The following is a 22,258-nucleotide window of genomic DNA, read 5'->3' on the forward strand; positions in this document are numbered from 1 at the left end:
TCACACATGGACACGAACCTCTCCGGCAAGACCGCCGTCATCACGGGTGGAGCACGCGGGATCGGCTACGCCGTCGCCCGGTCGCTCGCCGCGGAAGGCGCCGACATCGCGCTCCTGGACCTACTCGACACGGTCGAGGAGTCGGCCAGGAAGATCTCTGACGACTACGGAGTCCGCACGCACGGACAGCGCTTGGACGTCACCGACCAGGACGCGACGAACGCGGCCTTCGAGACGATCGCCGATCGTTTGAGCGTCCCGCAGGTGCTCCTCACCGCAGCCGGAATCGAGATCAACGGCGATTCGATCGACGTCCCCGCTGCGGCCTGGCGGAAGGTGATCGACGTCAACCTGACCGGCACGTTCTTCTCGGCGCAGGCGTTCGGACGCGGTCTCCTCGCTTCCGATCTCCCCGGCAGCGCGATCCTGATCTCGTCGATGTCGGGTGAGATCGTCAACGTCCCGCAGTGGGCCGCGTCGTACAACTCGTCGAAGGCTGCCGTCGCGCATCTCGCAACGTCGCTCGCCGTCGAATGGGCTGCGTCGGACATCAGGGTCAACTCGATCGCCCCCGGCTATGTTCTGACCGACCTGACGCAGCAGATCCTCGACCGCGAGCCGGAACTCGAAGCGGACTGGGTCTCCCGCATCCCTCAGGGCCGCATGGCGACGCCGCAGGACCTGACCGGCCTGGTGACGTTCCTGGCGTCGAACGCCTCGAGCTATCTCACGGGGCAGCAGATCGTGATCGATGGCGGCTACACCGCGATCTGAGAGAGCGTGCACGGCGAATCGAAGGCCAGAGAGCCCAACCAGCTCAAGAAGTGACAATCGGTGTCACGTCTTGAGCTAGTTGGGCTTTCTCAAGCTAGTTGGGCACAGGAGTCGACTTGTGACGACGGGAATGGTTCTCGTGGCCAGTGGCGCCCAGGCGGCGGATCAAAGCTGCGGCCAAACCCGCTGTCAGGAGGGCGGCGGCTAGCAGTAGGCCGCCGGTCGGGTCGCTTCCGGTGTCGGAGAGGCTCCCTGCGGGCGTCGCCGGTGGTGACGGTGCCGGCGCAGGAGCCGGCGCCCAGACGGCGTAGAGCGTGAGGTCGGCGGTGAGGGTCGAGACCACCAGTCGGTCGTACGCGGGGTCGGGAGCCGTCGCGGACGGCGAGGTCGACCAGCCGAGGAAGGCGGAACCGGGCCCGGTGAAGAGCAGGTCTGCGGCGTCCGGATAGGTGATCGAGGCGCCAGGCGGCCCGTCCCACGCCGTCGAGCGCGAGAGCCCGGCATTCTCGCGGAACGTCACGGTGAACTGCGGATCGGGGTTCGCATAGGCGGCGGTCAACGTCACACCCCCCGCGCCGAAGCGGACCGTCTGGCCGGCCTGATAGAGGCCGTCGCCCGGCGCGGGGACGGTGATGATGCGCATAGCTACGACGCCGGAAGCCAGACGCCAGCCGACGAAGACCTCGTCGTCGCGCCGCAGCGACGAGCCGTCGGCGACGATCGCACTGGAGCCGGCGTCGTAGCGATACGGGTCGCTCGGGACGGCCCCCGACGTGTTCCTGTCGCCGAAGTAGAGCATCGGGAACGGCGCGGCGGCCGGCTGCTGCCAGCGGGCGTACAGGCTCAGGTCGCCGCCGACCGGGGTGTCGAAGTCGTAGGGGACGAAGAAGCCCTCTGCTGTGCGCTGGAACCAGCCGACGAAGGTCTGGCCGTCCGGTTGCGGTGGCAGCGGGGCAGGTTCGGTCGCCGTGCCCTGGTCCTCGACGATTTGGGTGAGGCCGGCGATCGGATCGGGCGCGGATGGGTGGTCGTAGAACTGCACGGTGTGCGGGTCGTTCAGCCATTTGGCGTACAGGACGAGGTTGCTCGGCGGCATCGTCGCGCCGGCGAAGGTGAACGGCACGTTGAAGTCCGAGTCGGTGTACCAGCCCTGGAAGACGTCGCTGCCCCGTGTGGGGTCGGCCGGCTGGAGCTGTTCGAGCGAGCCTTGGTAGGGGATGTCCGCGACGGGTGGGATGGCGGTGCCGCCTCCTGTCACGAACGTCAGCGTGTAAATGTTGCGGCTGTAGAACTGGTAGCGGTACTTGTCGTTGGTGTTGCCGGAGTTGTTCAGCTGATACAGCCGGTTCGTCGGCGCATCGAGTTGGAAGTAGTTGCCGACGGTGTTCGCGCCGGTGCCGTACCCGACGTAGGAGGTGAAACCTTCGATGGGACCGGCGACCTGCCGGTCGCCGGTCGTGGCCCAGTACCAGGCCGTTCGGTACTGGGAGAAGATCTGGTGCCCGGCGGGGATGTCCGCGCGGACGGTGGTCTTGTTGTTGTTGTACAGGGTCGCGACGTGCAGAGGGTTGTTGGGGGTGCCGTCCGGCCCGATCACCGGATCCGGCGCCGGCGCCGTCTGGTCCACGGTCTCGGTGTAGATGAACCGCTGCGTCTGGTTCTGTGTTCTGCTCGCCGCCATTGCGCCGGTCAGTCGTGTCGTGCGGGCCGGGAGGTTCACCGATGACGTGTCCGCGTACGCGCCGGTGTAGGTGGCGTTGAAGACGTCCGGTGTGACCTGTTGCGGACCCCAGCCGCGCAGGACGCAACTCTGGTTCTGGGTGCCAGCGTCGAAGGCGGTGATCACACCGGACCCGTCCGTTTGAGAGAGCGGCACGGGGGCGACATTGGCGGCCTGCATGTCGAAGCCGATCTTCTCCCGCACCGAGAACGTGCCGAGAAGCTGGCCGCCGCCGGGTTGCGTCGACTGGTAATAGGTCGTGCCCCCGACGGCCATGGTGACGTCGTAGCTTGTCGTGCGAACGCAGGGGGTCGAGGTGTTGACGGTGCCGCCGGGGCTGATCAGCGTGAAGTCCGCCCGCCACAGCGCCCGGGTCAGGTATACGTTCACGACGGTGGAGCCGTCGCCCTTCACTGTGATGTTCTGCTGGCTGACGGCCAAGTCGGCGAACGCCATCGGGTCCGGCTGCACGTTCGAGGGGTCGAGTTGAGCGCGCACGAGACCCTGGATGGAGGCGGGGACATCGGCCTTGGTCGCCGGTCCACTCACGGTCGCCCCCGCGACGGCGGTGGAGGTGATGTCGTCGAGGAAGTCGTAGGTGGCCGGGTCCGCCAGCTGCGCAGGGCTCAGGGCGCCGTCGGCCGCTCCCCAGCTGGGCGGCGTTCCACCGGCTGGGGTGAACACCGGCGCGGGATAGGCGGCGGGCACCACGTTCGCCTTCTCCAGCCAGTAGCTGACGTGGTAGTCGACGCTGTCCCCGCTCCATCCGGCGTAGAGGGTCGTCGTGGCCGTGATCGGGAAGGCGATCGGCTGGGTGCGCGCTTCGTCCGCCCACCACTGTGTGAACGTGTAGCCGGGGCGGGTCGGCGGCGGGACGGCCGCGAGATCGGCCGCCGTGAATTCGGTGTTCGGTTCGAGGACGAACGACGGCTCGACCGCGGTCCCGTCCGTCACATAGGAGACGGCGAAACCGGCCGCGAAGACCGGGATGAGCCGCAGATTCGCCGTGACCGGCGACGAGAAGTCGTACGGCGTCCGCGACGCGTCGCCCTGCCGATACCAGTCGCCGGTGAACACCTGTCCCGCGGGTACGTGCGACACATCGGGGGCGATGTCTCCGATGGGCGCGCCGTCTGCAACCTCGTCGGCGTCGATGACGTGCTGCGCGTCGGTGCCGGACGGCCCTGCGAGGAACTGCACGACGTGGGTGTCGGTGAAGCGCGCGTCGACGACCAGGTCGGACGTGACCACGGTCGTCAGGAAGTCGAAGGGCACGACCGAGCCGCCCGCGTCGGTCACCCAACCGTTGAAGACGCCATCGGCCGCGGGAGGAGCCGGTTGCCGCGGTGCGTGGCCGCCATCGACGACCTGCACGCTCGCGACGGTGCGGCCGAGCGAACGGAATGTGACGGTGTGGACGTTCCACACACCCGGGGTCGTCGCACTTCCCGTGGGCGCGGAACTGACGGCGGGGGCGGCGATGACCGGACCATCGACGAGTGCCGGGGCGAGCAGGCCAATGAGCACACCGGTCGCGACCGCACCGACTACTGCCCCCGACATCCTCATGCGACGCGCCCCTCCGTCCACGCAGCAGATCGACCCAGTGTGCACCATTCGGGGGGCACACGGCCAGGCCTGTCCCTCTGACCCAATTCGCGCCCCGCCAGGGTTTCGCCGTTGCCGCGACCTCCTAGGGTTCGACCACGGTGCCAGGCGCGTCGGAACTGTCCAGGAAGGCGAACTTCGAGAGGTTCCACACAGGCAGGCCGTTGGGAAGCACATCGTCGAACTCGTCGACGGTTGCGATGAAGCCACGCTGGGCGTCATCGAAGTCCTGTCGGTCGTCGAACGGCAGTTCGTGCAGCAGTCGCGCGTTCGCGTTCTCGGTGACATCGCTCGCTTCGGTCACGTGTAGCTCCTCCCCGCTGGGCCGGCCGCCGTCGCGGGGCCGAATCACCGACAGGGAATCACATCCGATGGTCCAGCGGGAAGTGCGTTCGGGTGCCCCTAGACGATGTGGCCCGGCTGCAAGTAACGTCTGGCGCATTGCCGCGTCGGGCAAGGTGAGGAGGTGCCCGTGTCAGGGACGAGCACCCGTGAGAGTCGCTCCTTCCGGCTTCTCCCCGGGCTCACCGGTCACAACGTCGTCCGTGAGTTGTTGGCGGGCGTCACCTTGCTCGCGATCGCGATCCCGCTGAACATCGGGTACGCGCAGATCGCCGGGCTGCCGCCGACGGCCGGACTCTACGCGCTGGTCGTCCCCGCAGTTCTCTACGCCCTGACTGTGTCGTCGCGGCAGCTGGTCGCCTCCCCGGATGCCGCTGCTGCGGCCCTTGTCGCGTCCTCGATCGCCGGCCTCGCGGTGAGTCATGGCAACTACATCGCGTTGACGCTGGCGCAGGCGCTGATCGGTGGGGTGCTGTTCCTGGCGTGCGCGTTCCTCAAGCTGGGGTTCTTGGCGAACTTCCTCTCCAAGCCGATCCTCGTCGGCTTCGTCGGCGGCCTCGCGCTGGACATCCTCGTTTCGCAGGTGGCGAAGATGCTGGGCGTGAAGATCGACTCCGGCGGTGATTTCCTCGGCAAGGTCGTCGGTCTCGTAACGGGGCTGCCGAAGGCGAATGGCTGGTCCGTGCTGATCGCTGCCGGCGCCTTGCTCGTCCTCCTGCTGGGACGACGAATCGCGGCGGCCGTTCCGTGGGCGCTTGTGGTGCTCGTGGTCGGGACGATCATCGTGGTCCTCACCGACGCACCGGCCGCCGGAGTGTCAGTACTCGGGAAGGTGCAGGCCGGCCCGCCGACATTCACGTGGCCGGTCATCGACTGGTCGCAGTGGTTGGCCGTCATCCCCTCCGCGATCGCTCTCACCCTGGTCACTATGGGTGAGGGACTGCTGGTCTCCCGCTCGTATGGTGAGCGTCGGCACTACCCAACGAGCCCGAACCGTGACCTCTTCGCCTTCGGTGTCGGCAACCTCGGCGCCGGGATCACCGGCGGGTTCTTCCTCGGAACTTCCACCTCCCGCACCGCGGCAATGGACCAAGCCGGCTCCCGCACCCAGCTGCCGACACTCGTGACCGCGGTCGGGACGCTCGCGCTGCTGATCTTCGGCACCGCCCTGCTGGAAGACATCCCATCGCCGGCGATCGGCGCGATCGTCGCCGTGGCTGTCTTCCCGCTGCTCGGCATCCCGGACTTCATCCGGCTGTGGCGACTGGACAAGTTCGAGTTCGCGATCGGCGCCGCCTGCTTCCTCGGGGCGCTGCTCATCGGCCCGATCGCCGGAATCGTCATCGCATTCGTCCTCGCCGTGGTCAACGTCACCCGCCGCGCGGCGAACCCGCCCATCGACACCCTCGCCGTCGACGGCGACCCCGCCCACTCGCTCCTCGACGAAGCCGATCCCGGCACCCTCACCGCGCCCGGCGTGGTCGTCATCCGTCTGGCCGCACCGCTGTTCTTCGCCAACAGCACCGTGTTCCAGCAAGCTGTCGAGCACGCGGTCGAGACGACTGAGGCCTCACACGTCGTCCTCGACATGGAGGCTGTCACCGACATCGACGTGACCGGCGCGGAGTCCTGGCAGGCAGTCCAGGACTTCCTCACCGCCCGCGGCGCCGACCTGTCGCTCAGCCGCGTCCGACCCGGCATACGCGACCGGCTGGCCCGCTTGGAGATCGCATCCGGGTTCACCGTCTTCGACACCAACCGTTCCGCGATCGCCGCGTTGCGCACCGACACCACCCCGCGAGCGGGTTAGAAGGGGCCGCCGATGCGCACTGCCGCCTCACCCTCGGACGCTGCCGGCTTCTTCGCCGGCCTGGATCCCTGGTCGGTCCTGCTCGCGCTTGCCTCGGTGGTCGCGGGCGTGCTGCTGGGAATCGCCGTCCACCGCGTGACCGAGCGGCTGCTGAAACGCCTCGGCGGCCTTTCTCCGGAACTGGTCCGCCGGATCGCGCGGGGCGCCCGACTGGTGGTGATCCTGCTCGGTGTCGGGGTCGCGATCGCGTTCCTCGGTGCCCCGATCCAGCCGGTCCTCGCCGTCGCGGTGATCGTGGCCGTGATCGCCGGCCTCGCTCTCCGCGGGATCAGCGAGAACTTCGCGGCCGGCGTCGTGTTGCAGACCCGCCGGCCCGTCAAGGTCGGGGACGTGGTCGAGATCGCCGGGTTCACCGGCGTCGTGCGGGAGATCAACGGAAGGACGACCGTCATCCGGACCACGGACGGCCGGGTCGCTCACATCCCGAACGCCGACGTCGTCGGCAACCCGTTCGTCAACGAGTCCGAGCTCGGCGGCCGCCGGGCTGAGGTCGAAGTGCGAGCGAAGGCCACCTCGGGCGAACGCGCGGACCTGCGGGCCGCCGTGGCGGCGGCCTGCGAGAAGGTGGCCGGGGTCCGCAGCCGCGACCCGGTCCGGGTGCTCACGGTCACTGCCGAGCCCGACCGGGTCATCTACCGGGTCCGGTTCTGGCACGACCCCGGGCACGGGCCGGAGGTGACCGCCGCGGTCGTCGACGCTCTCGCCGAGCAGCTGGAAGGTCGGGACGCCGTCGTCACCTCCGAGCACCCGCCACCGCCGCTCACCCCGCCGGGGACGGTGTGACGTGGGGCAGTTGGTTCTGGACCTCGTCCCGCTGCTGTTCGGCATCCTGCTCAGTCCACTCGCACTGATGGCGTTGATCGCGGTGCTCGTCTCGGCCCGAGCACGAACCAACGGGATCGCGTTCGCACTCGGCTGGCTGGCCGGCATCGCCCTCGTGCTGACGATCTGCTTCCTTCTGTTCGGCGCGCTCCAAGTGCGCTCGGTGCGGCACCCGCCACTGTGGGTACCGATCGTGCAGCTCCTGGTCAGCGCCGTCCTGATCAGCGGCGCGGTCGCCGTCTATCGTCGCGGGAAGGCGCGGATCGAGCAGATGGCGGCCGCACGCTCACCCCGCCAGGTCGCCGCGGCGGCACCGCAGCTGCCCGGCTGGTTGCAGCAGGTCGAGTCGTTCCGGCCGATCCGGACATTCCTGCTGGGACTTGGCCTGTTCGTCCTCAACCCGGTGGACGCCTCCTGCGCGATCATCGCAGCACTCGACGCCCGGCAGGCTGCGGTCGACGACACGACCGCCGCGGTCACCCTGATCGTCTTCGGACTGGTCGCCTCGCTGTCGATCGTCGCACCCGTGGTCATCGTCGTCGTCCGCGGCCGCGCCGCCGAACCGTTCCTCGCCCGCATCCGCACCTGGGTCGCCGGGAACACGCACGTCCTCAACGCCGCACTGCTGCTCGTCATCGGCGTCCTCCAACTCCAAAAGAGCCTCTCCGGCCTGATCGGCTGAACCACCACACGAAAGGACACCCCATGCCCCTCCTCCGACGCTTCGGCCGCCCCGGCCTGATCGGGCTCGCCGTCCGCACCGCCGTGGTCGCCGGCACCGCCACCGCTGTCACCGGCGGAATGGTCCGCCACCAGCAACGGCGCAGCCAAGAGCAGTACGAGCAGCAGCAGTACGAAGCAGGCCAGCAACAACAGGCCATGCAGCAAGCGGCCGCCGACGCTGTCCAGCAGCAGACGCCGGCGCCCTCGCCGGCGCCGGGCGGGGAAGACATGCTCGATCAGCTGACCGCACTCACACAGCTGCATCAGCAGGGCGCGCTGACCGACGCCGAGTTCACCGCCGCGAAGGCGAAGCTCCTCGGGTAGGCAGCGGTGCCTGGTGGTCAGGGCTGGAAGGGAAGCCACTCCTCGCGCGACAGGCGCGTCGGGGAGCCGGCGCGTTCGACCACCCATTCCTCAGGCGTCGACGACACGTAGGTGACGAGGATGGTCTCCGGCGTCCACGCATCCGCCTGCTGGCTCCACCGTACGAGGTGGAATTCCGCGCCGACCTTCGGTGCGTTCCCGAGCGGGATCTCGAACTCACGCATCGCAACCTCCCCCTGGCCGATGGCCCGGACTCTACCGACAACCAGACAGACTCGTCTAGCCAGGAGCGAAACCACGATTGCGTCTGCCCAGTGGTGCGATCTCGCGGGTAGAGTCCGGCCACGTCAGCCCGGGGAAGAGGACCTCATGTCACGCTTTGTCGCCACGTTGCTGCCGGTCGGAGAAGACGGGTACCCGCAGGTAATCGACATCCCGATGCCCGCAGGGGAGACTGAACTGCCGGCTCGGCTCCGGCTCCCGATCGATACCCCCGACGGCCGGCAGTTCGAGGTGTGGGAACTGGCGGAGCGCACTGGGCGGCGGGCGGCCACCTACCGGCTGGCTCGGCTGGTCGGGCCGTAGCCTCGTCCAAGAGCCGTCGCATTCCACTGGCGGGCTAGACGAGCCCATGACCCTCTGAGAGGATCTCGGCATTGCTCTGTACGCGAACCAGCTCGTACCGCGGCCCGAACCGTGCCACATCGTATCCGCCGACCATGCAGAACCTGTCCACGACGTACGCGAAAGAGATCCGTGACCGCGGGAAGATCTTCGTGCCAGCGGGGCGTTCCCACACCGCGTTCATCGACGCCCGCGACATCGGCGCCGTCGCCGCCGCGGTGTTCACCTCGGCCGGTCACGACCGGAAGGCGTCACCCTCTCCGGTGAACAGTCGCTCACCTACCAGGCCGTCGCCCGCATCATGACCGACGTCCTCCGGCGGCCCATCCGCTACACCCGGCCGAGTGAACAGTCATACCTGGCCGCTCTCGCCGAGCAGGGCGCCCCGCAGGACTACATCGACGTGCAGAAGATGATCTACCGGGTCGTGCGCCTGAACATCTCCGCATTCCCGAACCACGCTGTCCAGAAGCTCACCGGTCGGCCGGCGACACGGTTCGACCAGTTCGTCGACGACTACCGGGACGTGTGGTCCTGACCCTGGAAGCTGCGGGCCCATGCCCAAGTAGAACGAGAAATGCCCACCTAGCTCAAGAAGTGACACAATCGGAGCGAGTGACGGGAATCGAACCCGCGCTATCAGCTTGGGAAGCTGAGGTTCTACCATTGAACTACACTCGCGCGGCCCGTAAATCCCAGTAAATCACTGGGATGTGAGGCTGCGGCCCAGACTACCCGGTCGCTGGTGTTTGGCCAAACTCGCCACTTCGACCTGCCCTGGATTTCACCGACCCCTGACCGCCGTGAGGCGACGGAGGAGCACCGCGCATTCGCATTAATATGTAGACCGGTCTATTATCGACCCATGACATCCAAAGGTGACCTGACGAAGGCGCGGCTCGCAGAGTCGATGCTCGAGTTGATCCAGACCAGCGGCTTCAGTGGCACGGGGCTGAACGCCGTGATCGAACACGCTTCCGCGCCGAAAGGTTCGATCTACTTTCACTTCCCCGACGGGAAGGAGGGCCTGGGCCTGGCCGCGGTCGAGCTCGCCACGACGCAGTTCGAGGAGCTGATCGCTGCCGCCGCGGCGTCCGCAGGAAGCGCGGCCGAGGCCGCGCGCGCCGTGATCGGGGCCGTCGCGACCATCGTCGAGGAGAGCGATTTCCGGCTGGGATGCCCGGTTTCCGTCGTCACCCTGGAGATGGGTGCGGAGAGCGAGCGACTGCGGCAGGCGTGCGCCACGGCCTTCGAGTCGTGGATCGCTCCCACGGCCGCGCTCCTCGAGGCCGACGGTGTCGGTGCCGAGGAGAGCCGATCCCTGGCGACTGTCGTCGTGTCGATGATCGAGGGGGCCGTCATCGTCTCCCGCGCCACGCGAAGCGTCCAGCCGCTGCTCTCCGCCGCCGACAGCGCCGCGGACCTCATCGGCCGGCGCGCGACCGCGGGAGGGGCGCGATGACCCCGGGCGGAGGCTCCCGTCACGCCCTGGTCTTCGGTGCCTCGGGTCTCATCGGCCGCTACCTCGTCCTGGCCCTCGCCGAGGCGGGTGCGGACGTCACCGCGGCGGTTCGGTCGGCCGCGTCCGGAGCGAAGCTCGAACAGTGGCTGAGCGAGCACGGTCTGGCCGGGCGCATCAGCACGGCGATCGTCGACTTCGATGCCCCGGAGCTCCTCCCAGGCGGTCCGGCGGCGTTCCCGTTCGTCACCGAGATCCACAATTGCGCCGGGTCCTTCCGATTCGGCATGCCCGCCGACGAAGCGCGCAGCGCCAACGTCGGAATCGTCGAGGGCCTCATCGACTTCGCCGCGGGTCTTCCCCGCCTGCAGCGCGTGGTCCACGTCTCGGGATACCGCGTCGGCGGACAGGACCCCGCAACCGTGCCGTGGTCGGACGAGCACCGCGCAGAGGTCTACCGGGAGCTCGGCGGCTACGAGGCGTCGAAGGTGGAATCCGACGCGATCTTCCAGGCCAGGGCACTGCAGCGAGGGGTGCCGTGGACCATCGTCAACCCGGCCACCGTGATCGGTGACAGCGTGACAGGGGAGGCCGACCAGCACCTCGGCATCGCCGTCACCATCGAACAGCTCTGGAACGGCACCGCGGCCGCCCTCCCCGCCGGCGCGTCCACGTTCGTCCCGGTCCTCACCGTCGACTACCTGGCGGCCTTCATGGTCGCGGCAGCGGCGGATCCCGACGCTGAGGGCAGGTCGTACTGGGTCCTCGACGACGCGACCCCGCCGCTGACGGACCTGCTCACGCACGTCGGCCGGCACCTCGGTGCGAAGATCCCGAGCCTGAAGATCCCTGTGGGCGTCATCAAGCGGCTGCCGCGACGGTTCACCGGGGCAGATCCCGAGACCCTCGGCTTCCTGTCCTCCGACCGCTATCCGACGGAGTCCGCCGTCGAGCTCGCCGCGAGACACAGCATCCCGATGCCCGACGTGCGCGTCTCGCTCGACCGATGGGTCGACTACCTGGCCGCGCACCGGTTCGGAGCTGCGACGGGCGACGGGCGACGATTCGTCGACGCCGGAGGCGTGCGCACGTTCGAGCTCGGCACATCCGGATCCCGTCAGGTGATCTTTCCGGGCCTGCCTGTCAACGCGGACACCTGGGCCGACGTGGCGGCGGGCATCGGTGCGCGCGCCGTCGACCTGCCAGGACTCGGCCTCAGCGGAGGAACGGGCGTTCAGGACTGGGAGCAGTGGTTGCCGGCCGTCCTGGGCGATGAGCCTGCGGATCTCGTCGGCCATTCCATCGGCGCGGCTGCGGCCGTGGTCGCGGCCGACCGGTTCCCGGCACGGGTGGACTCCCTCACTCTGATCGCGCCGTTCTTCCTCCAAGCCCCGGCGGGCGCCTCGGCCAGGCTGCGGCCGCTCGTCGGCGCCTACCTGCGGCACAGCGACCCGGCGCGGCTTTCGCGCACGCTGACCGGATCGGAGGCGAGTGCACCCGCCCTCGCCTCGAGCCGCAGCGACCTCAAGCGCGGCACCGCCACGAGGGTGGCCGAGCAACTCGCCCTCGCCGGATCGCAACGGTGGCGTGTCGAACTCCGCGAAGCGTTGGCCCGGTTCCGAGGCCCTGTCCGCATCATCACGGGGAGTGAGGACCCGCTCGCGCCTGACGCCATCGAGCTGCTCGAATCGGCTTCGAATGTCGAGCTGATCTCGGTGTCGGGCGCCGGACATCATCCGCAGCTGACCCACGGCGATGCGCTCATCCGACTGCTCATGAGGGTGGCCGCTGCATGAGGGCCGTCACCGCGACCCCCGGGGATGCCCCATAGACTCCCGTCTATGGATGCCCCGCCGAACTCCGACGCACTGCGGAGTCTGAAGCGCATCAGCGATCCCACCCGCGCCCGCCTCCTCCGCCTCCTCCTCGACGCACCGGATGGCCGCGGCTCCGTCACCCGCCTCGCCGAGACGCTGGGCCTGCGGCAGCCGACGGTGTCGCATCACCTCAAGCTGTTGCGCGACGAGGGCTTGGTCGAGCGCACTCAGGAGGGTCGCACCGCCTGGTACTCGATCAGCGCCGACCAGCTCGACCGGGTCGCCGAACTCGTCCGCGACGACCAGCCCGCAGACGATACGGCCGCGCTCGGCAGGATCGTGGCAGACCTCGCCACCCGATACCGCGGTGTCTTCGCCCGCGAGAGCATCGAACAGTACGTGCGCGACAGCTACGACCGGCTCGGTGGGCGCAACAACAGGGCCTCCCTGACCAGCGCGTTCGCCGTCTCCCGTCTCGACGCCCTCCTGCGCGCGACCGGCGACCGGGGCGGAGTGCCGGAGGTGCTGTTCGTGTGCGTGCAGAACGCGGGCCGGTCCCAGCTCGCCTCGGCGGTCCTTCGGCAGCTCGCCGGCGACCGGGTCAGCGTCCGCAGCGCCGGCTCCGAGCCCGCGAGCGCCGTGCGCTCCACGATCGTCACCGTGCTCGACGAGGTCGGCACCCCGCTCGGCGGTGAGTTCCCCAAGCCGCTGACCGACGAAGCCGTCCGCGCGGCGGACTACGTGATCACGATGGGCTGCGGCGATGCGTGTCCGATCTACCCGGGCCGCGAATACCTCGACTGGGACGTCCCCGACCCCGTCGGCCAGCCGCTGGCCAGGGTGCGGGAGATCCGCGACGACATCGAAGAACGTGTCCGCGACCTCCTGAAGCGGATCGACGCCGAACGGCTCGCGAACACCGCGAACGCCGGCTAGCGAAACCATAGATAGACATCTATGCTTTTGCCTACCGGAGAAAGCGAGAACCGCCATGGCCGACGCCACGCCCACCGTCCTGTTCGTCTGCGTCCACAACGCCGGCCGCTCCCAGATGGCCGCCGGCTACCTGCGTGAACTCTCCGGAGGCCGCGTCGAGGTCCTCTCCGCCGGCTCGGAGCCGAAGGACCGGATCAACCCGGTCGCCGTGCAGGTCATGGCCGAGGAGGGCATCGACATCGCGAACGAGCAGCCGAAGATCCTCACCACGGAGGCCGTCAAGGAGTCCGACGTCGTGATCACGATGGGTTGCGGCGACACCTGCCCGATCTTCCCCGGCAAGCGCTACGAGGATTGGGACCTCACCGACCCGGCCGGACGCCCGGTGGAGGAGGTCCGCCCGATCCGCGACGAGATCAAGCAGCGCGTGCAGAACCTGCTCGCCGAGCTGCTGCCCGCGGCGGTGTGAAGCAAGGCACTGACACGCTCCCAGACCGCCGGACCGCCGTCAGTGGTGCTGCAGGGTCGGTGCAGCCTCGTTCGGCAGCGCGCCGTACACCTCGGCCCACTCCGCTTCGTACGTCACCGGGTCGACCAGACCCGACCTGCGCCGCGATTCCAGATCCTCGAGGCGGGAAGCGGCGACGCGGAGGAGGTGGACGTTGCCGTACTCCCGCACTTCGCCGCCGACGTATTCGGAGGCGACCGTCAGGACGCGGCAGTGCTCCCGCAGCTCGCGGGTGAGCCGCGCGGTGACGAGGAAGCCGGCGACATAGGCGGTCAAGACGATCGCCACGCTCAGCACCGGCCCCCAGCCGCTGAGGAAGACGAGCGCGAACAGGCAGAGGATCGCTCCGCCGACCGGCCAGGCGTGCGTCAGGTGCAGCAGTCGGCGCTGGCCGTGGGTGATGCCGGGCGGGTACACCGTCAGCCGGACCCGCTGCCAGATGCCCCGGCTCGCGGGAGACACATCGAGGGTTCCCCAGGGGGTGCGTCCCTCGAACAGACGTCGCACGATTTCATTCACGTGTCCAGGATGCGCCGCGGTCATGGCCGCACCCCACGATCCTTGCGATGTCCATACGGCAGTGCTCCGAAAGCTAACGCCTTCCTGGCGGGATGGACGCGCACGCGGCTCATCGCCCGCACCCGGCCGGCGTCCACGCGTCCGACCGGGGGTCGTCGTCGTGGAGGTGGCGACGGTCCGGGTCGATGTCGCGCAAGCGCGCGGCGCCGCGACACGGCACGGCCACGAGGTCGCCGGCCCGCAGATCGGACACCAGTTCGTCGAGGGTCAGGGCCGTAGCGGCCTCACCCGCCGAATGGATGCGCGTGCGCGCGTCGCAGGCGGTGGAGACCCGTCCGATCATCCGCAGCTCGTCGATGGCGACGGCGGAGTCGGTGAGCCGGGCGTCGATCCAGACATCGATCGTGCCGTCGGCCGCCGGGGCGACCTGGGTCACCCGGGCGACGACGACGGAGGCGACCTCGGTGGCCGAGGGCATGCCGCCGGTGCCGGGGATCACGGCGGCGGCCGTGTGCACGCAGGGTGTGCCGCACCATTCGGCCAGTCGGGTCAGGGAGACTCCGGCGACCGTGACGTCGGACACGGAGGTGGTGGTGAACTCGGGCCACAGATCGCGACCGAGCGGGTTCGGCACGGAGGCGCGCAGCGAAGGGATGAGGTGCGTCAGGGTCATTCGACACCTGCTGACTGAAGGTTGTTCACAAGCGACGGTTCTACGCCGCCCCGGCGGGCGCCGGTGCCCTCCTAACGGAACCCCGACGGGCGGCCGGCCGAAACTAACGGTTCGCGAATGGGCGCCTTGCGCGGTCCGGTCGCAGCCCGCAGAGTGCGCGTCGTGAGGCTGAACCACCCGATTTCGGGGGGAAAGCGTTAGGACTTCGGTCGCGGGCGTATGGATCGCGTTAGGACGGCCTTCCGGGCGGTCGGATTCCACTTGTATGGGTGCTTGGTTCCGGCAGAGCGCCGGATCCCCGTGTCTCGCCGATGGTCGGGACGCGGAAACCCGGATGGAGACATTCCCGTGTTGGACCTGATTTGCGTTGTGGGGATCATCGCGCTGGGCGCGATCGTCGCCCTGGTCGGCAGAGGGGTGGAGAAGCTGTGATCTTCTTCAACCTGCTCGCGGCGGCACTGGCCGTCGCCTCGATCGCGTACCTCGTTTACGCCCTGCTGAAGCCGGAGAAGTTCTAGATGACGTTCTGGCTCTTCGTGGCGCTGCTCGCCACGCTCGTCCTGATGCTCGGGCTGTCGTACCGCCCGCTGGGCGACTACATGGCCGCGACCTTCACGTCGCGGAAGGATCTCCGAGTGGAGCGCGGCTTCTACCGGATCATCGGCGTCGACTCGCGGGTCGACCAGAGCTGGCCGGTCTATCTGCGCAGCGTTCTGGCTTTCTCCGTGCTCGGCGTGCTGCTGGTGTACGCGCTTCAGCGGGCCCAGGCGGTGCTGCCGTACTCGCTCGGCCTCCCCGCTGTTCCGGAGGGGTTGTCGTTCAACACGGCGATCTCGTTCGTGACGAACACGAACTGGCAGTCGTACTCGCCAGAGGTGACCATGGGCTACACGGTCCAGATCGCCGGTCTGGCCGTGCAGAACTTCCTGTCCGCCGCTGTCGGCATCGCGGTCGCCATCACGCTGGTGCGCGGTTTCGCCGCCCACCGCTCCGGCACCATCGGCAACTTCTGGGTTGACATGACCCGGGCGACGCTGCGCATCCTGCTTCCGCTCTCGATCGTCTTCGCCGTCGTCCTCGTCGTCGGCGGCGTTGTGCAGAACTTCAACGGGTTCACCAGCGTGAGCACCATCACCGGGGGCACGGCGACGATCCCCGGTGGTCCGGTCGCCTCGCAGGAGGTGATCAAGCTCCTGGGCAACAACGGCGGTGGATTCTTCAACGTGAACTCCGCTCACCCGTTCGAGAACCCGACGGCGTGGACGAACCTCGTCGAGATCTTCCTGATGCTGCTGATCCCGTTCTCCCTGCCCCGGACGTTCGGCAAGATGGTCGGCGACAACCGCCAGGGCTACGCGATCCTCGGCGCGATGGCGACGATCTTCGTCGTCTCGCTCGTCGCACTGACCCTCTTCGAGCTGCAGGGTGCCGGCACGGCGACGCAAGCCGCCGGCGGGGCGCTCGAAGGCAAGGAGCAGCGGTTCGGCATCCTCGGCTCGACCCTGTTCGCGACCACGAGCACCCTGACCTCGACCGGTGCGGTGAACTCGATGCACGACAGCTTCACTCCGCTGGGCGGGATGATGACGATGATCAACATGATGACCGGTGAGGTCGCGCCAGGTGGCATCGGCGCCGGTCTCTACGGCATCCTCGTCGTCGCGATCATCTCCGTCTTCCTCGCCGGGCTGATGGTCGGCCGCACCCCCGAGTACCTGGGGAAGAAGATCGGCTCGCGCGAGATCAAGCTCGCCAGCCTCTACATCCTGATGACTCCGACGCTGGTGCTGCTCGGCACGGGCCTGAGCTTCGCGATCCCGGCGATCAAGGACAACATTGAGAAGGTCTCGATCTTCAACCCGGGCCAGCAGGGCTTCTCCGAGGTGCTGTACGCGTTCACGTCGGCGGCCAACAACAACGGTTCGGCGTTCGCGGGTCTCACCGCGAACACGCCGTGGCTGAACGCCGCGCTGGGAGCCACGATGTTCCTCGGCCGGTTCCTGCCGATCGTCTTCGTCTTGGCACTGGCCGGTTCTCTCGCGGCGCAGGACAAGGTCCCTGCGACGTCGGGCACACTGCCCACGCACCGGCCCCTGTTCGTCGCCTTCGTCGTCGGCGTGGTCATCATCGTCGCCGCACTCACCTATTTCCCCGTTCTCGCGCTGGGTCCCCTGGCGGAAGGGCTGCACTGATCATGTCGACACTCACCAACACCGCGGACCCGCGCGGACAGCACCACCAGGATCACGGTGACAGAGCACCGAAGGGCGCGTTCAACGCCCGGCAGCTCATCGCCGGCCTGCCCGGCGCGTTCCGCAAGCTCGACCCGCGCGACATGTGGCACAACCCGGTCATGTTCATCGTCGAGATCGGCGCGGCACTGACCACGATCCTGGCGATCGCCGAGCCGTTCCTCGGCCAGCAGAAGTCCGGCGGGACCGTGACGACCATCGCCTTCACCTGGTCGATCGCCGTCTGGCTGTGGCTGACCGTGCTGTTCGCCACCCTGGCCGAGTCGGTCGCAGAAGGCCGCGGCAAGGCGCAGGCGGCCAGCCTGCGCAAGACGCGCACGACGACGGTCGCCAACCGGGTCACCGACTACGACGAGAAGTCCGACGCGGCAGCCACCTCGGCCGCGGTCACACAGGTCGCATCGGCCGATCTGACGCTCGGCGATGTCGTCGTGGTGACCGCCGGCGAGCTGATCCCGGGCGACGGGGACATCATCTGGGGGATCGCCTCGGTGGACGAGTCGGCCATCACCGGCGAGTCCGCCCCGGTGGTCCGCGAGTCCGGCGGCGACCGCAGCGCCGTCACCGGAGGCACCCGGGTGCTCTCCGACCGCATCGTCGTGCGCATCACCAGCAAGCCGGGTGAGACGTTCGTCGACCGGATGATCAAGCTGGTGGAGGGCGCCGCCCGGCAGAAGACGCCCAACGAGATCGCGCTGAACATCCTCCTCGCCGCGCTGACGATCATCTTCGTGGTCGTCGTGCTCGTGCTCGGCCCCACCGCGGGGTTCGCGAACGCCGCTCCGAGCGTCACCGTTCTCGTCGCCCTCCTCGTGTGCCTCATCCCGACCACGATCGGCGCTCTGCTCTCCGCGATCGGCATCGCCGGTATGGACCGGCTGGTGCAGCACAACGTGCTCGCCATGTCGGGCCGTGCGGTCGAAGCGGCCGGCGACGTGACGACCCTGCTGCTCGACAAGACCGGCACCATCACCTACGGCAACCGCCAGGCCGCGGAGTTCACCGCGGTCGAGGGCGTGGCGCAGGCCGACCTGGTCAAGGCCGCGGCCCTCGCGTCCTTGAGCGATCCGACCCCCGAGGGTTCCTCGGTGGTGGCCCTCGCCGCGCAGCTCGGCTACACGCACGAGGGCGACCTGGCGGGCGAGGTCGTGCCGTTCACGGCGCAGACCCGGATGAGCGGCGTCGACTTCGCCGACGGCTCGCAGGTCCGCAAGGGCGCCGCGTCGATGGTGGTGGCGTGGGCGGAGGAGTCGGCCCGGGTGCCGTCCTCGATCCTCAGCGACCTGGACGAGAAGGTGCTGCACATCTCCGAGGCCGGCGGCACGCCGCTCGCCGTCGCGACCAAGTCCGCGTCGGGTGAGGCCACGATCCTGGGTGTCATCTACCTGAAGGACATCGTCAAGACCGGTCTGACCGAGCGGTTCGCCGACATGCGCCGGATGGGCATCCGCACGGTGATGATCACCGGCGACAACCCGGTCACGGCCAAGGCGATCGCGGCAGAGGCGGGCGTCGACGACTTCCTGGCCGAGGCGACCCCGGAGGACAAGCTCGCTCTGATCCGCAAGGAGCAGGAGGGCGGCAACCTGGTCGCGATGACCGGTGACGGCACCAACGACGCACCGGCACTCGCGCAGGCGGACGTCGGGGTCGCGATGAACACGGGCACGTCGGCCGCGAAGGAGGCCGGCAACATGGTCGACCTCGACTCCGACCCGACCAAGCTCATCGACATCGTCCGCATCGGCAAGCAGCTCCTGATCACCCGTGGCGCCCTGACGACGTTCTCGATCGCCAACGACGTGGCCAAGTACTTCGCGATCATCCCTGCGATGTTCGTCGGGGTGTTCCCTGGCCTGCAAGCGATCAACATCATGCAGCTGCACTCGCCGTCCTCGGCGATCCTGTCGGCGGTGATCTTCAACGCGATCATCATCGTCATCCTGATCCCGCTCGCACTGCGCGGTGTGCGCTACCGGGCCACCTCGGCCTCGTTGCTGCTGCGCAGCAACCTGCTGATCTACGGCCTGGGCGGCATCATCGCCCCCTTCATCGGCATCAAGCTGATCGACCTCGTCATCAGCCTGATCCCCGGATTCTAAGAAAGCAGAACGGAACTCATCATGAATGCTTCGGCACGTGGAACCGGGCGCCAGTACTGGGTCGGCCTGCGGGCACTGCTCATCCTCACCGTCGTGCTGGGGGTCGCCTACCCGCTGGTGGTGACCGGGATCGGTCAGCTCGCCTTCCCGAACCAGTCCAACGGCTCGACCGTCAGCTCCGGAGGCAAGGTCACCGGCTCGGCCCTGATCGGGCAGTCGTTCACCGACAAGAAGGGCAACCCGCTTCCGCAGTGGTTCCAGTCGCGGCCCTCCGCGGCCGGCAACGGCTACGACGGCGGCTCGTCCAGCGGCAGCAACTACGGCCCGAACAACCCCGACCTGCTGAAGGCGATCAAGCAGCGCCAGCAGACCATCGAGAAGACCGACGGTGTGAGCGCGAGCCAGATCCCGGCCGACGCGCTCACGGCGTCCGGTTCCGGTCTGGACCCGCACATCTCGCCCGCCTACGCCCTGCTTCAGGTGGACGCGGTGGCGAAGGCCCGCGGGATCAGCGCCGACTCGGTTCGCAAACTGGTGAACGACCACGTTCAGCAGCGCGACCTCGGCTACCTCGGCGAGCCCACCGTCAACGTGCTTCAGCTGAACATCGCCCTCGCGGCGATGGACCCCAGCGGCAACAAGTAGGAGAACGGTCGGATGGCGGTTCGAGGCCGGCTCCGGGTGCTGCTCGGCGCAGCACCCGGGGTCGGCAAGACCTACATGATGCTCGAGGAAGGGCATCGGCTGCACGACCTGGGCAAGGACGTGGTCGTCGCCGTGGTGGAGACCCACGAACGCGAGGCGACGGCCGCGCTGCTGCACGGACTCGAGCTGGTGCCGCGCCGGACGGTCGAGCATCGCGGCATCACCCTCACCGAGATGGACCTGGACGCCGTCATCGCGCGCAGGCCGGCCATCGCGCTGGTCGACGAGCTCGCACACACCAACGCCCCCGGCTCCGCGAACGCGAAGCGGTGGCAGGACGTCGAGCAGATCCTCGCGGCGGGGATCGACGTGATCTCGACCGTCAACGTCCAGCACATCGAATCCCTGAACGATGTGGTGGAGCAGATCACCGGCGTCCCGCAACGCGAGACGATCCCCGACTCCATCGTGCGCAGCGCCGACCAGATCGAGGTGGTCGACCTCACCCCGCAGTCCCTGCGCGACCGGCTCGCCGACGGCCAGGTGTACCCGGCCGCCCGCATCGACGCAGCGCTCTCCAACTACTTCCGGCTCGGCAACCTCACCGCCCTACGCGAGCTGACGCTGGTCTGGCTGGCCGACGAGGTCGACCACTCGCTGCAGCGCTATCGCGCCGAGCACGGCATCCAGGAGAAATGGGAGGCCAGGGAACGGGTGGTCGTCGCCCTCACGGGCGGCCCGGAGGGCGAGACGCTCCTCCGTCGCGGCGCCAGGGTCGCCGCGCGCTCGGGGAGCGGCGAGCTGCTGGCCGTGCACGTCGCCAGTCAAGACGGCCTCCGCGAGACCGACCCGGCCGCCCTGGCCGCACAGCGCAAACTCGTCGAGGAACTCGGCGGCAGCTACCACCAGGTCGTCGGCACCGACACCCCGGAGGCGCTTGTCGCCTTCGCGAAGGCGAGCAACGCGACGCAGCTCGTGATCGGCGTCTCGCGGCGCAACCGGCTCACGGCATTCCTCACCGGCTCGGGAGTCGGTGCGACGGTCATCCGCGAATCCGGCGACATCGACGTGCACATCGTCTCGCACGCCGCCGCGGGAGGCCGCAACCTGCCCCGCTTCCGGCGCACCGGCGCTCTGAGCGTCCGACGGCGCGTCTACGGGTTCGCCCTCGCGCTGATCGCGGGCCCGCTGCTGACGTTGGCCCTGACGCAGATCCGCAGCAGCGACTCGCTCACCGCGGAGGCGCTCAGCTACCAGCTGCTGGTGGTGGTCGTCGCGCTCGTGGGCGGGATCTGGCCCGCCCTGTTCGCCGCTGTGCTGTCGGGACTGACCCTCGACTTCGTGTTCGTCACCCCCTACAACACGCTCACCATCGGCCGGCCGACCCATCTGATCGCCCTGGCCCTCTATGTCGTCATCGCGGTGCTGGTGAGCGTGGTCGTCGATCAGTCCGCGCGCAGGACGCGAAGCGCAGCCCGTGCCGCTGCCGAGTCCGAGTTGCTGGTCACCATCGCGGGAAGCGTGATCCGCGGTGGGGACGCCGTGCAGTCCCTGGTGTCGCGCACCCGCGAGGCGTTCGGGTTGAAGGCGGTGCGGTTCTCCGCCGACGACGGCGCCGTGCAGAACGTCGACGGGGAGATCCCCGCCGACGCGGTCCCGACCCGCGTCCCGGTGGGGGAGCGCGGAGCCCTGGAGCTGTACGGCGACGACCTCCAGGCCGGCGACCGGCGTCTGCTCTCGGTCATCGTGACGCAGCTCGACGCCGCACTGGAACACGCCGACCTCAGCACTGCGGCGCAGGAGGTCGGTCCGCTGGAGGCCACCGACCGCGTCCGCACGGCCCTGCTCGCCGCCGTCGGCCATGACCTGCGCCGCCCGCTCGCGGCGGCGACGGCGGCAGTGACCAGCCTGCGCTCGGCGGGCAGCCGGCTGTCCAGCCGCGACAAGGTCGAACTCCTGGACACGGCGGAGGTCAGCCTGCGCAACCTCGCCGACCTGCTGACCAACCTCCTCGATGTCAGCAGGGTGCAGGCGGGCGTCCTCGCGGTCTCCCTGCAGCCCGTCGACCTCGAGGATCTGCTGCCGCCGGTCCTCGACGAGCTCGCGATCAAGCCGGGTGAGGTGACCATCGACGTGCCCGACGACCTGCCGCCGGTGACGGCCGATCCCGTGCTGCTCCGCCGTGCCATCGTGAACCTGCTCAGCAACGCCCTGCGGTACTCCCCCGCCGGTCAGCCGCCGCGCCTCAGCGCCAGCACCTTCGGCGGCCAGGTCGAGCTCCGCGTCGCCGACCACGGCCCCGGCGTGCCCGACGACCGCAAGGAGGAGATCTTCCATCCGTTCCAGCGGACAGGGGACACGGACAACAGCGCGGGAATCGGCCTCGGTCTGGCCCTGACGAAGGGGTTCGTCGAAGGGATGGGCGGAACACTCGACGCGGACGACACCCCGGCAGGCGGTCTCACCATGGTCCTCGCCCTCCCGGTCGACCGTGAGGACCTCGACGGTCCGGTCGCCGAATCCGTGAAGGACGTCTGACG

The 22,258-nt window shown here is 68.8% G+C and carries 22 protein-coding genes and 1 tRNA gene; 17 read left to right on the forward strand and 6 right to left on the reverse strand.

The genetic code is table 11. From position 1 onward, the window contains the following. Positions 1-6: 6 nt before the first annotated feature. Positions 7-774, forward strand: coding sequence for an SDR family oxidoreductase (locus JNB50_RS04645; protein ID WP_208038910.1), 768 nt, complete (start codon positions 7-9; stop codon positions 772-774). Positions 775-868: 94 nt separating this feature from the next. Here the strand turns inward: JNB50_RS04645 and JNB50_RS04650 are convergent, their stop codons facing one another. After that, positions 869-4,063, reverse strand: coding sequence for an InlB B-repeat-containing protein (locus tag JNB50_RS04650; protein ID WP_208038911.1), 3,195 nt, complete (start codon positions 4,061-4,063; stop codon positions 869-871). A 124-nt stretch (positions 4,064-4,187) separates the two neighbouring features. Continuing rightward, complete coding sequence (locus JNB50_RS04655; protein WP_208038912.1) at positions 4,188-4,406, reverse strand: hypothetical protein; 219 nt, start codon at positions 4,404-4,406, stop codon at positions 4,188-4,190. Positions 4,407-4,574: 168 nt separating this feature from the next. Here JNB50_RS04655 and JNB50_RS04660 point away from each other — a divergent pair, with 168 nt between their 5' ends. Genes JNB50_RS04660 through JNB50_RS04675 form a run of 4 tightly spaced genes read left to right on the forward strand, consistent with a single transcriptional unit; the run spans position 4,575 to position 8,183 of the window. After that, entirely contained in the window at positions 4,575-6,254 is a 1,680-nt protein-coding gene (locus tag JNB50_RS04660) for a SulP family inorganic anion transporter (RefSeq protein ID WP_208038913.1), read from the forward strand. Between the two features lie 12 nt (positions 6,255-6,266). Then, positions 6,267-7,097 carry a mechanosensitive ion channel family protein gene (locus tag JNB50_RS04665; protein ID WP_208038914.1) on the forward strand — a complete coding sequence of 277 codons (831 nt, stop codon included), beginning with the start codon at positions 6,267-6,269 and terminating at the stop codon, positions 7,095-7,097. A 1-nt stretch (position 7,098) separates the two neighbouring features. Next, positions 7,099-7,818 carry a GAP family protein gene (locus JNB50_RS04670; protein WP_208038915.1) on the forward strand — a complete coding sequence of 240 codons (720 nt, stop codon included), beginning with the start codon at positions 7,099-7,101 and terminating at the stop codon, positions 7,816-7,818. A 23-nt stretch (positions 7,819-7,841) separates the two neighbouring features. After that, positions 7,842-8,183: an SHOCT domain-containing protein gene (locus tag JNB50_RS04675; RefSeq protein ID WP_208038916.1), complete on the forward strand. Its 342-nt coding sequence runs from the start codon at positions 7,842-7,844 to the stop codon at positions 8,181-8,183. A 17-nt stretch (positions 8,184-8,200) separates the two neighbouring features. On the opposite strand, the gene JNB50_RS04680 is transcribed toward JNB50_RS04675, so the two are convergent. Next, a complete protein-coding gene (locus JNB50_RS04680) occupies positions 8,201-8,407 on the reverse strand; it encodes a hypothetical protein (RefSeq protein ID WP_208038917.1) in 207 nt (68 codons plus the stop codon). 145 nt (positions 8,408-8,552) lie between these two features. On the opposite strand from JNB50_RS04680, the gene JNB50_RS04685 reads away from it, so the two are divergent. The 3 genes from JNB50_RS04685 to JNB50_RS04695 all read left to right on the forward strand — a co-directional run bounded on the left by JNB50_RS04685 (position 8,553) and on the right by JNB50_RS04695 (position 9,345). Then, the gene (locus JNB50_RS04685; protein WP_208038918.1) at positions 8,553-8,768 is read left to right on the forward strand and encodes a hypothetical protein; all 216 of its coding nucleotides are present in this window, start codon (positions 8,553-8,555) and stop codon (positions 8,766-8,768) included. Between the two features lie 134 nt (positions 8,769-8,902). Continuing rightward, a complete protein-coding gene (locus JNB50_RS04690) occupies positions 8,903-9,112 on the forward strand; it encodes a hypothetical protein (RefSeq protein ID WP_208038919.1) in 210 nt (69 codons plus the stop codon). Beyond that, positions 9,109-9,345, forward strand: a complete 237-nt coding sequence (locus JNB50_RS04695; RefSeq protein ID WP_208038920.1) for a hypothetical protein — start codon at positions 9,109-9,111, stop codon at positions 9,343-9,345. Before JNB50_RS04690 ends, JNB50_RS04695 begins: the two co-directional genes overlap by 4 nt. 72 nt (positions 9,346-9,417) lie before the next feature. Here JNB50_RS04695 and JNB50_RS04700 read toward each other — a convergent pair. Further along, positions 9,418-9,488 (reverse strand) — tRNA-Gly (locus JNB50_RS04700). 184 nt (positions 9,489-9,672) lie between these two features. Here JNB50_RS04700 and JNB50_RS04705 point away from each other — a divergent pair. The 4 genes from JNB50_RS04705 to JNB50_RS04720 are packed head-to-tail and all read left to right on the forward strand — an operon-like array spanning position 9,673 to position 13,488. Then, complete coding sequence (locus tag JNB50_RS04705; protein ID WP_208038921.1) at positions 9,673-10,269, forward strand: TetR/AcrR family transcriptional regulator; 597 nt, start codon at positions 9,673-9,675, stop codon at positions 10,267-10,269. Then, positions 10,266-12,062, forward strand: coding sequence for an alpha/beta fold hydrolase (locus JNB50_RS04710; protein ID WP_208038922.1), 1,797 nt, complete (start codon positions 10,266-10,268; stop codon positions 12,060-12,062). The genes JNB50_RS04705 and JNB50_RS04710 overlap by 4 nt, the downstream gene beginning before the upstream one ends. 45 nt (positions 12,063-12,107) lie before the next feature. Continuing rightward, positions 12,108-13,019 (forward strand): metalloregulator ArsR/SmtB family transcription factor, encoded by a 912-nt coding sequence (locus tag JNB50_RS04715; RefSeq protein WP_208038923.1) that lies wholly within the window; start codon positions 12,108-12,110, stop codon positions 13,017-13,019. A gap of 55 nt (positions 13,020-13,074) precedes the next feature. Continuing rightward, entirely contained in the window at positions 13,075-13,488 is a 414-nt protein-coding gene (locus JNB50_RS04720) for an arsenate reductase ArsC (protein WP_208038924.1), read from the forward strand. Positions 13,489-13,527: 39 nt separating this feature from the next. Here the strand turns inward: JNB50_RS04720 and JNB50_RS04725 are convergent, their stop codons facing one another. Together JNB50_RS04725 and JNB50_RS04730 are read right to left on the reverse strand one after the other, a co-directional pair. Then, on the reverse strand, positions 13,528-14,046 hold the full coding sequence (locus JNB50_RS04725) for a DUF6611 family protein (protein ID WP_208038925.1): 519 nt from the start codon (positions 14,044-14,046) through the stop codon (positions 13,528-13,530). Positions 14,047-14,155: 109 nt separating this feature from the next. Further along, a complete protein-coding gene (locus JNB50_RS04730; protein WP_208038926.1) occupies positions 14,156-14,719 on the reverse strand; it encodes a hypothetical protein in 564 nt (187 codons plus the stop codon). A 428-nt stretch (positions 14,720-15,147) separates the two neighbouring features. Here JNB50_RS04730 and kdpF point away from each other — a divergent pair, with 428 nt between their 5' ends. The 5 genes from kdpF to JNB50_RS04755 are packed head-to-tail and all read left to right on the forward strand — an operon-like array spanning position 15,148 to position 22,256. Next, entirely contained in the window at positions 15,148-15,237 is a 90-nt protein-coding gene (gene kdpF, locus JNB50_RS04735; RefSeq protein ID WP_081815236.1) for a K(+)-transporting ATPase subunit F, read from the forward strand. Continuing rightward, the gene (kdpA, locus tag JNB50_RS04740; RefSeq protein WP_208038927.1) at positions 15,238-16,911 is read left to right on the forward strand and encodes a potassium-transporting ATPase subunit KdpA; all 1,674 of its coding nucleotides are present in this window, start codon (positions 15,238-15,240) and stop codon (positions 16,909-16,911) included. Between the two features lie 2 nt (positions 16,912-16,913). Next, positions 16,914-19,073: a potassium-transporting ATPase subunit KdpB gene (gene kdpB / locus JNB50_RS04745; RefSeq protein ID WP_208038928.1), complete on the forward strand. Its 2,160-nt coding sequence runs from the start codon at positions 16,914-16,916 to the stop codon at positions 19,071-19,073. A gap of 21 nt (positions 19,074-19,094) precedes the next feature. Further along, entirely contained in the window at positions 19,095-19,718 is a 624-nt protein-coding gene (gene kdpC, locus JNB50_RS04750; protein ID WP_208038929.1) for a potassium-transporting ATPase subunit KdpC, read from the forward strand. 12 nt (positions 19,719-19,730) lie between these two features. Further along, positions 19,731-22,256, forward strand: coding sequence for an ATP-binding protein (locus JNB50_RS04755; RefSeq protein ID WP_208038930.1), 2,526 nt, complete (start codon positions 19,731-19,733; stop codon positions 22,254-22,256). Positions 22,257-22,258: the final 2 nt, after the last annotated feature.

This window comes from Leifsonia sp. TF02-11 (genome assembly GCF_017565305.1).
GTDB lineage: Bacteria > Actinomycetota > Actinomycetes > Actinomycetales > Microbacteriaceae > Leifsonia.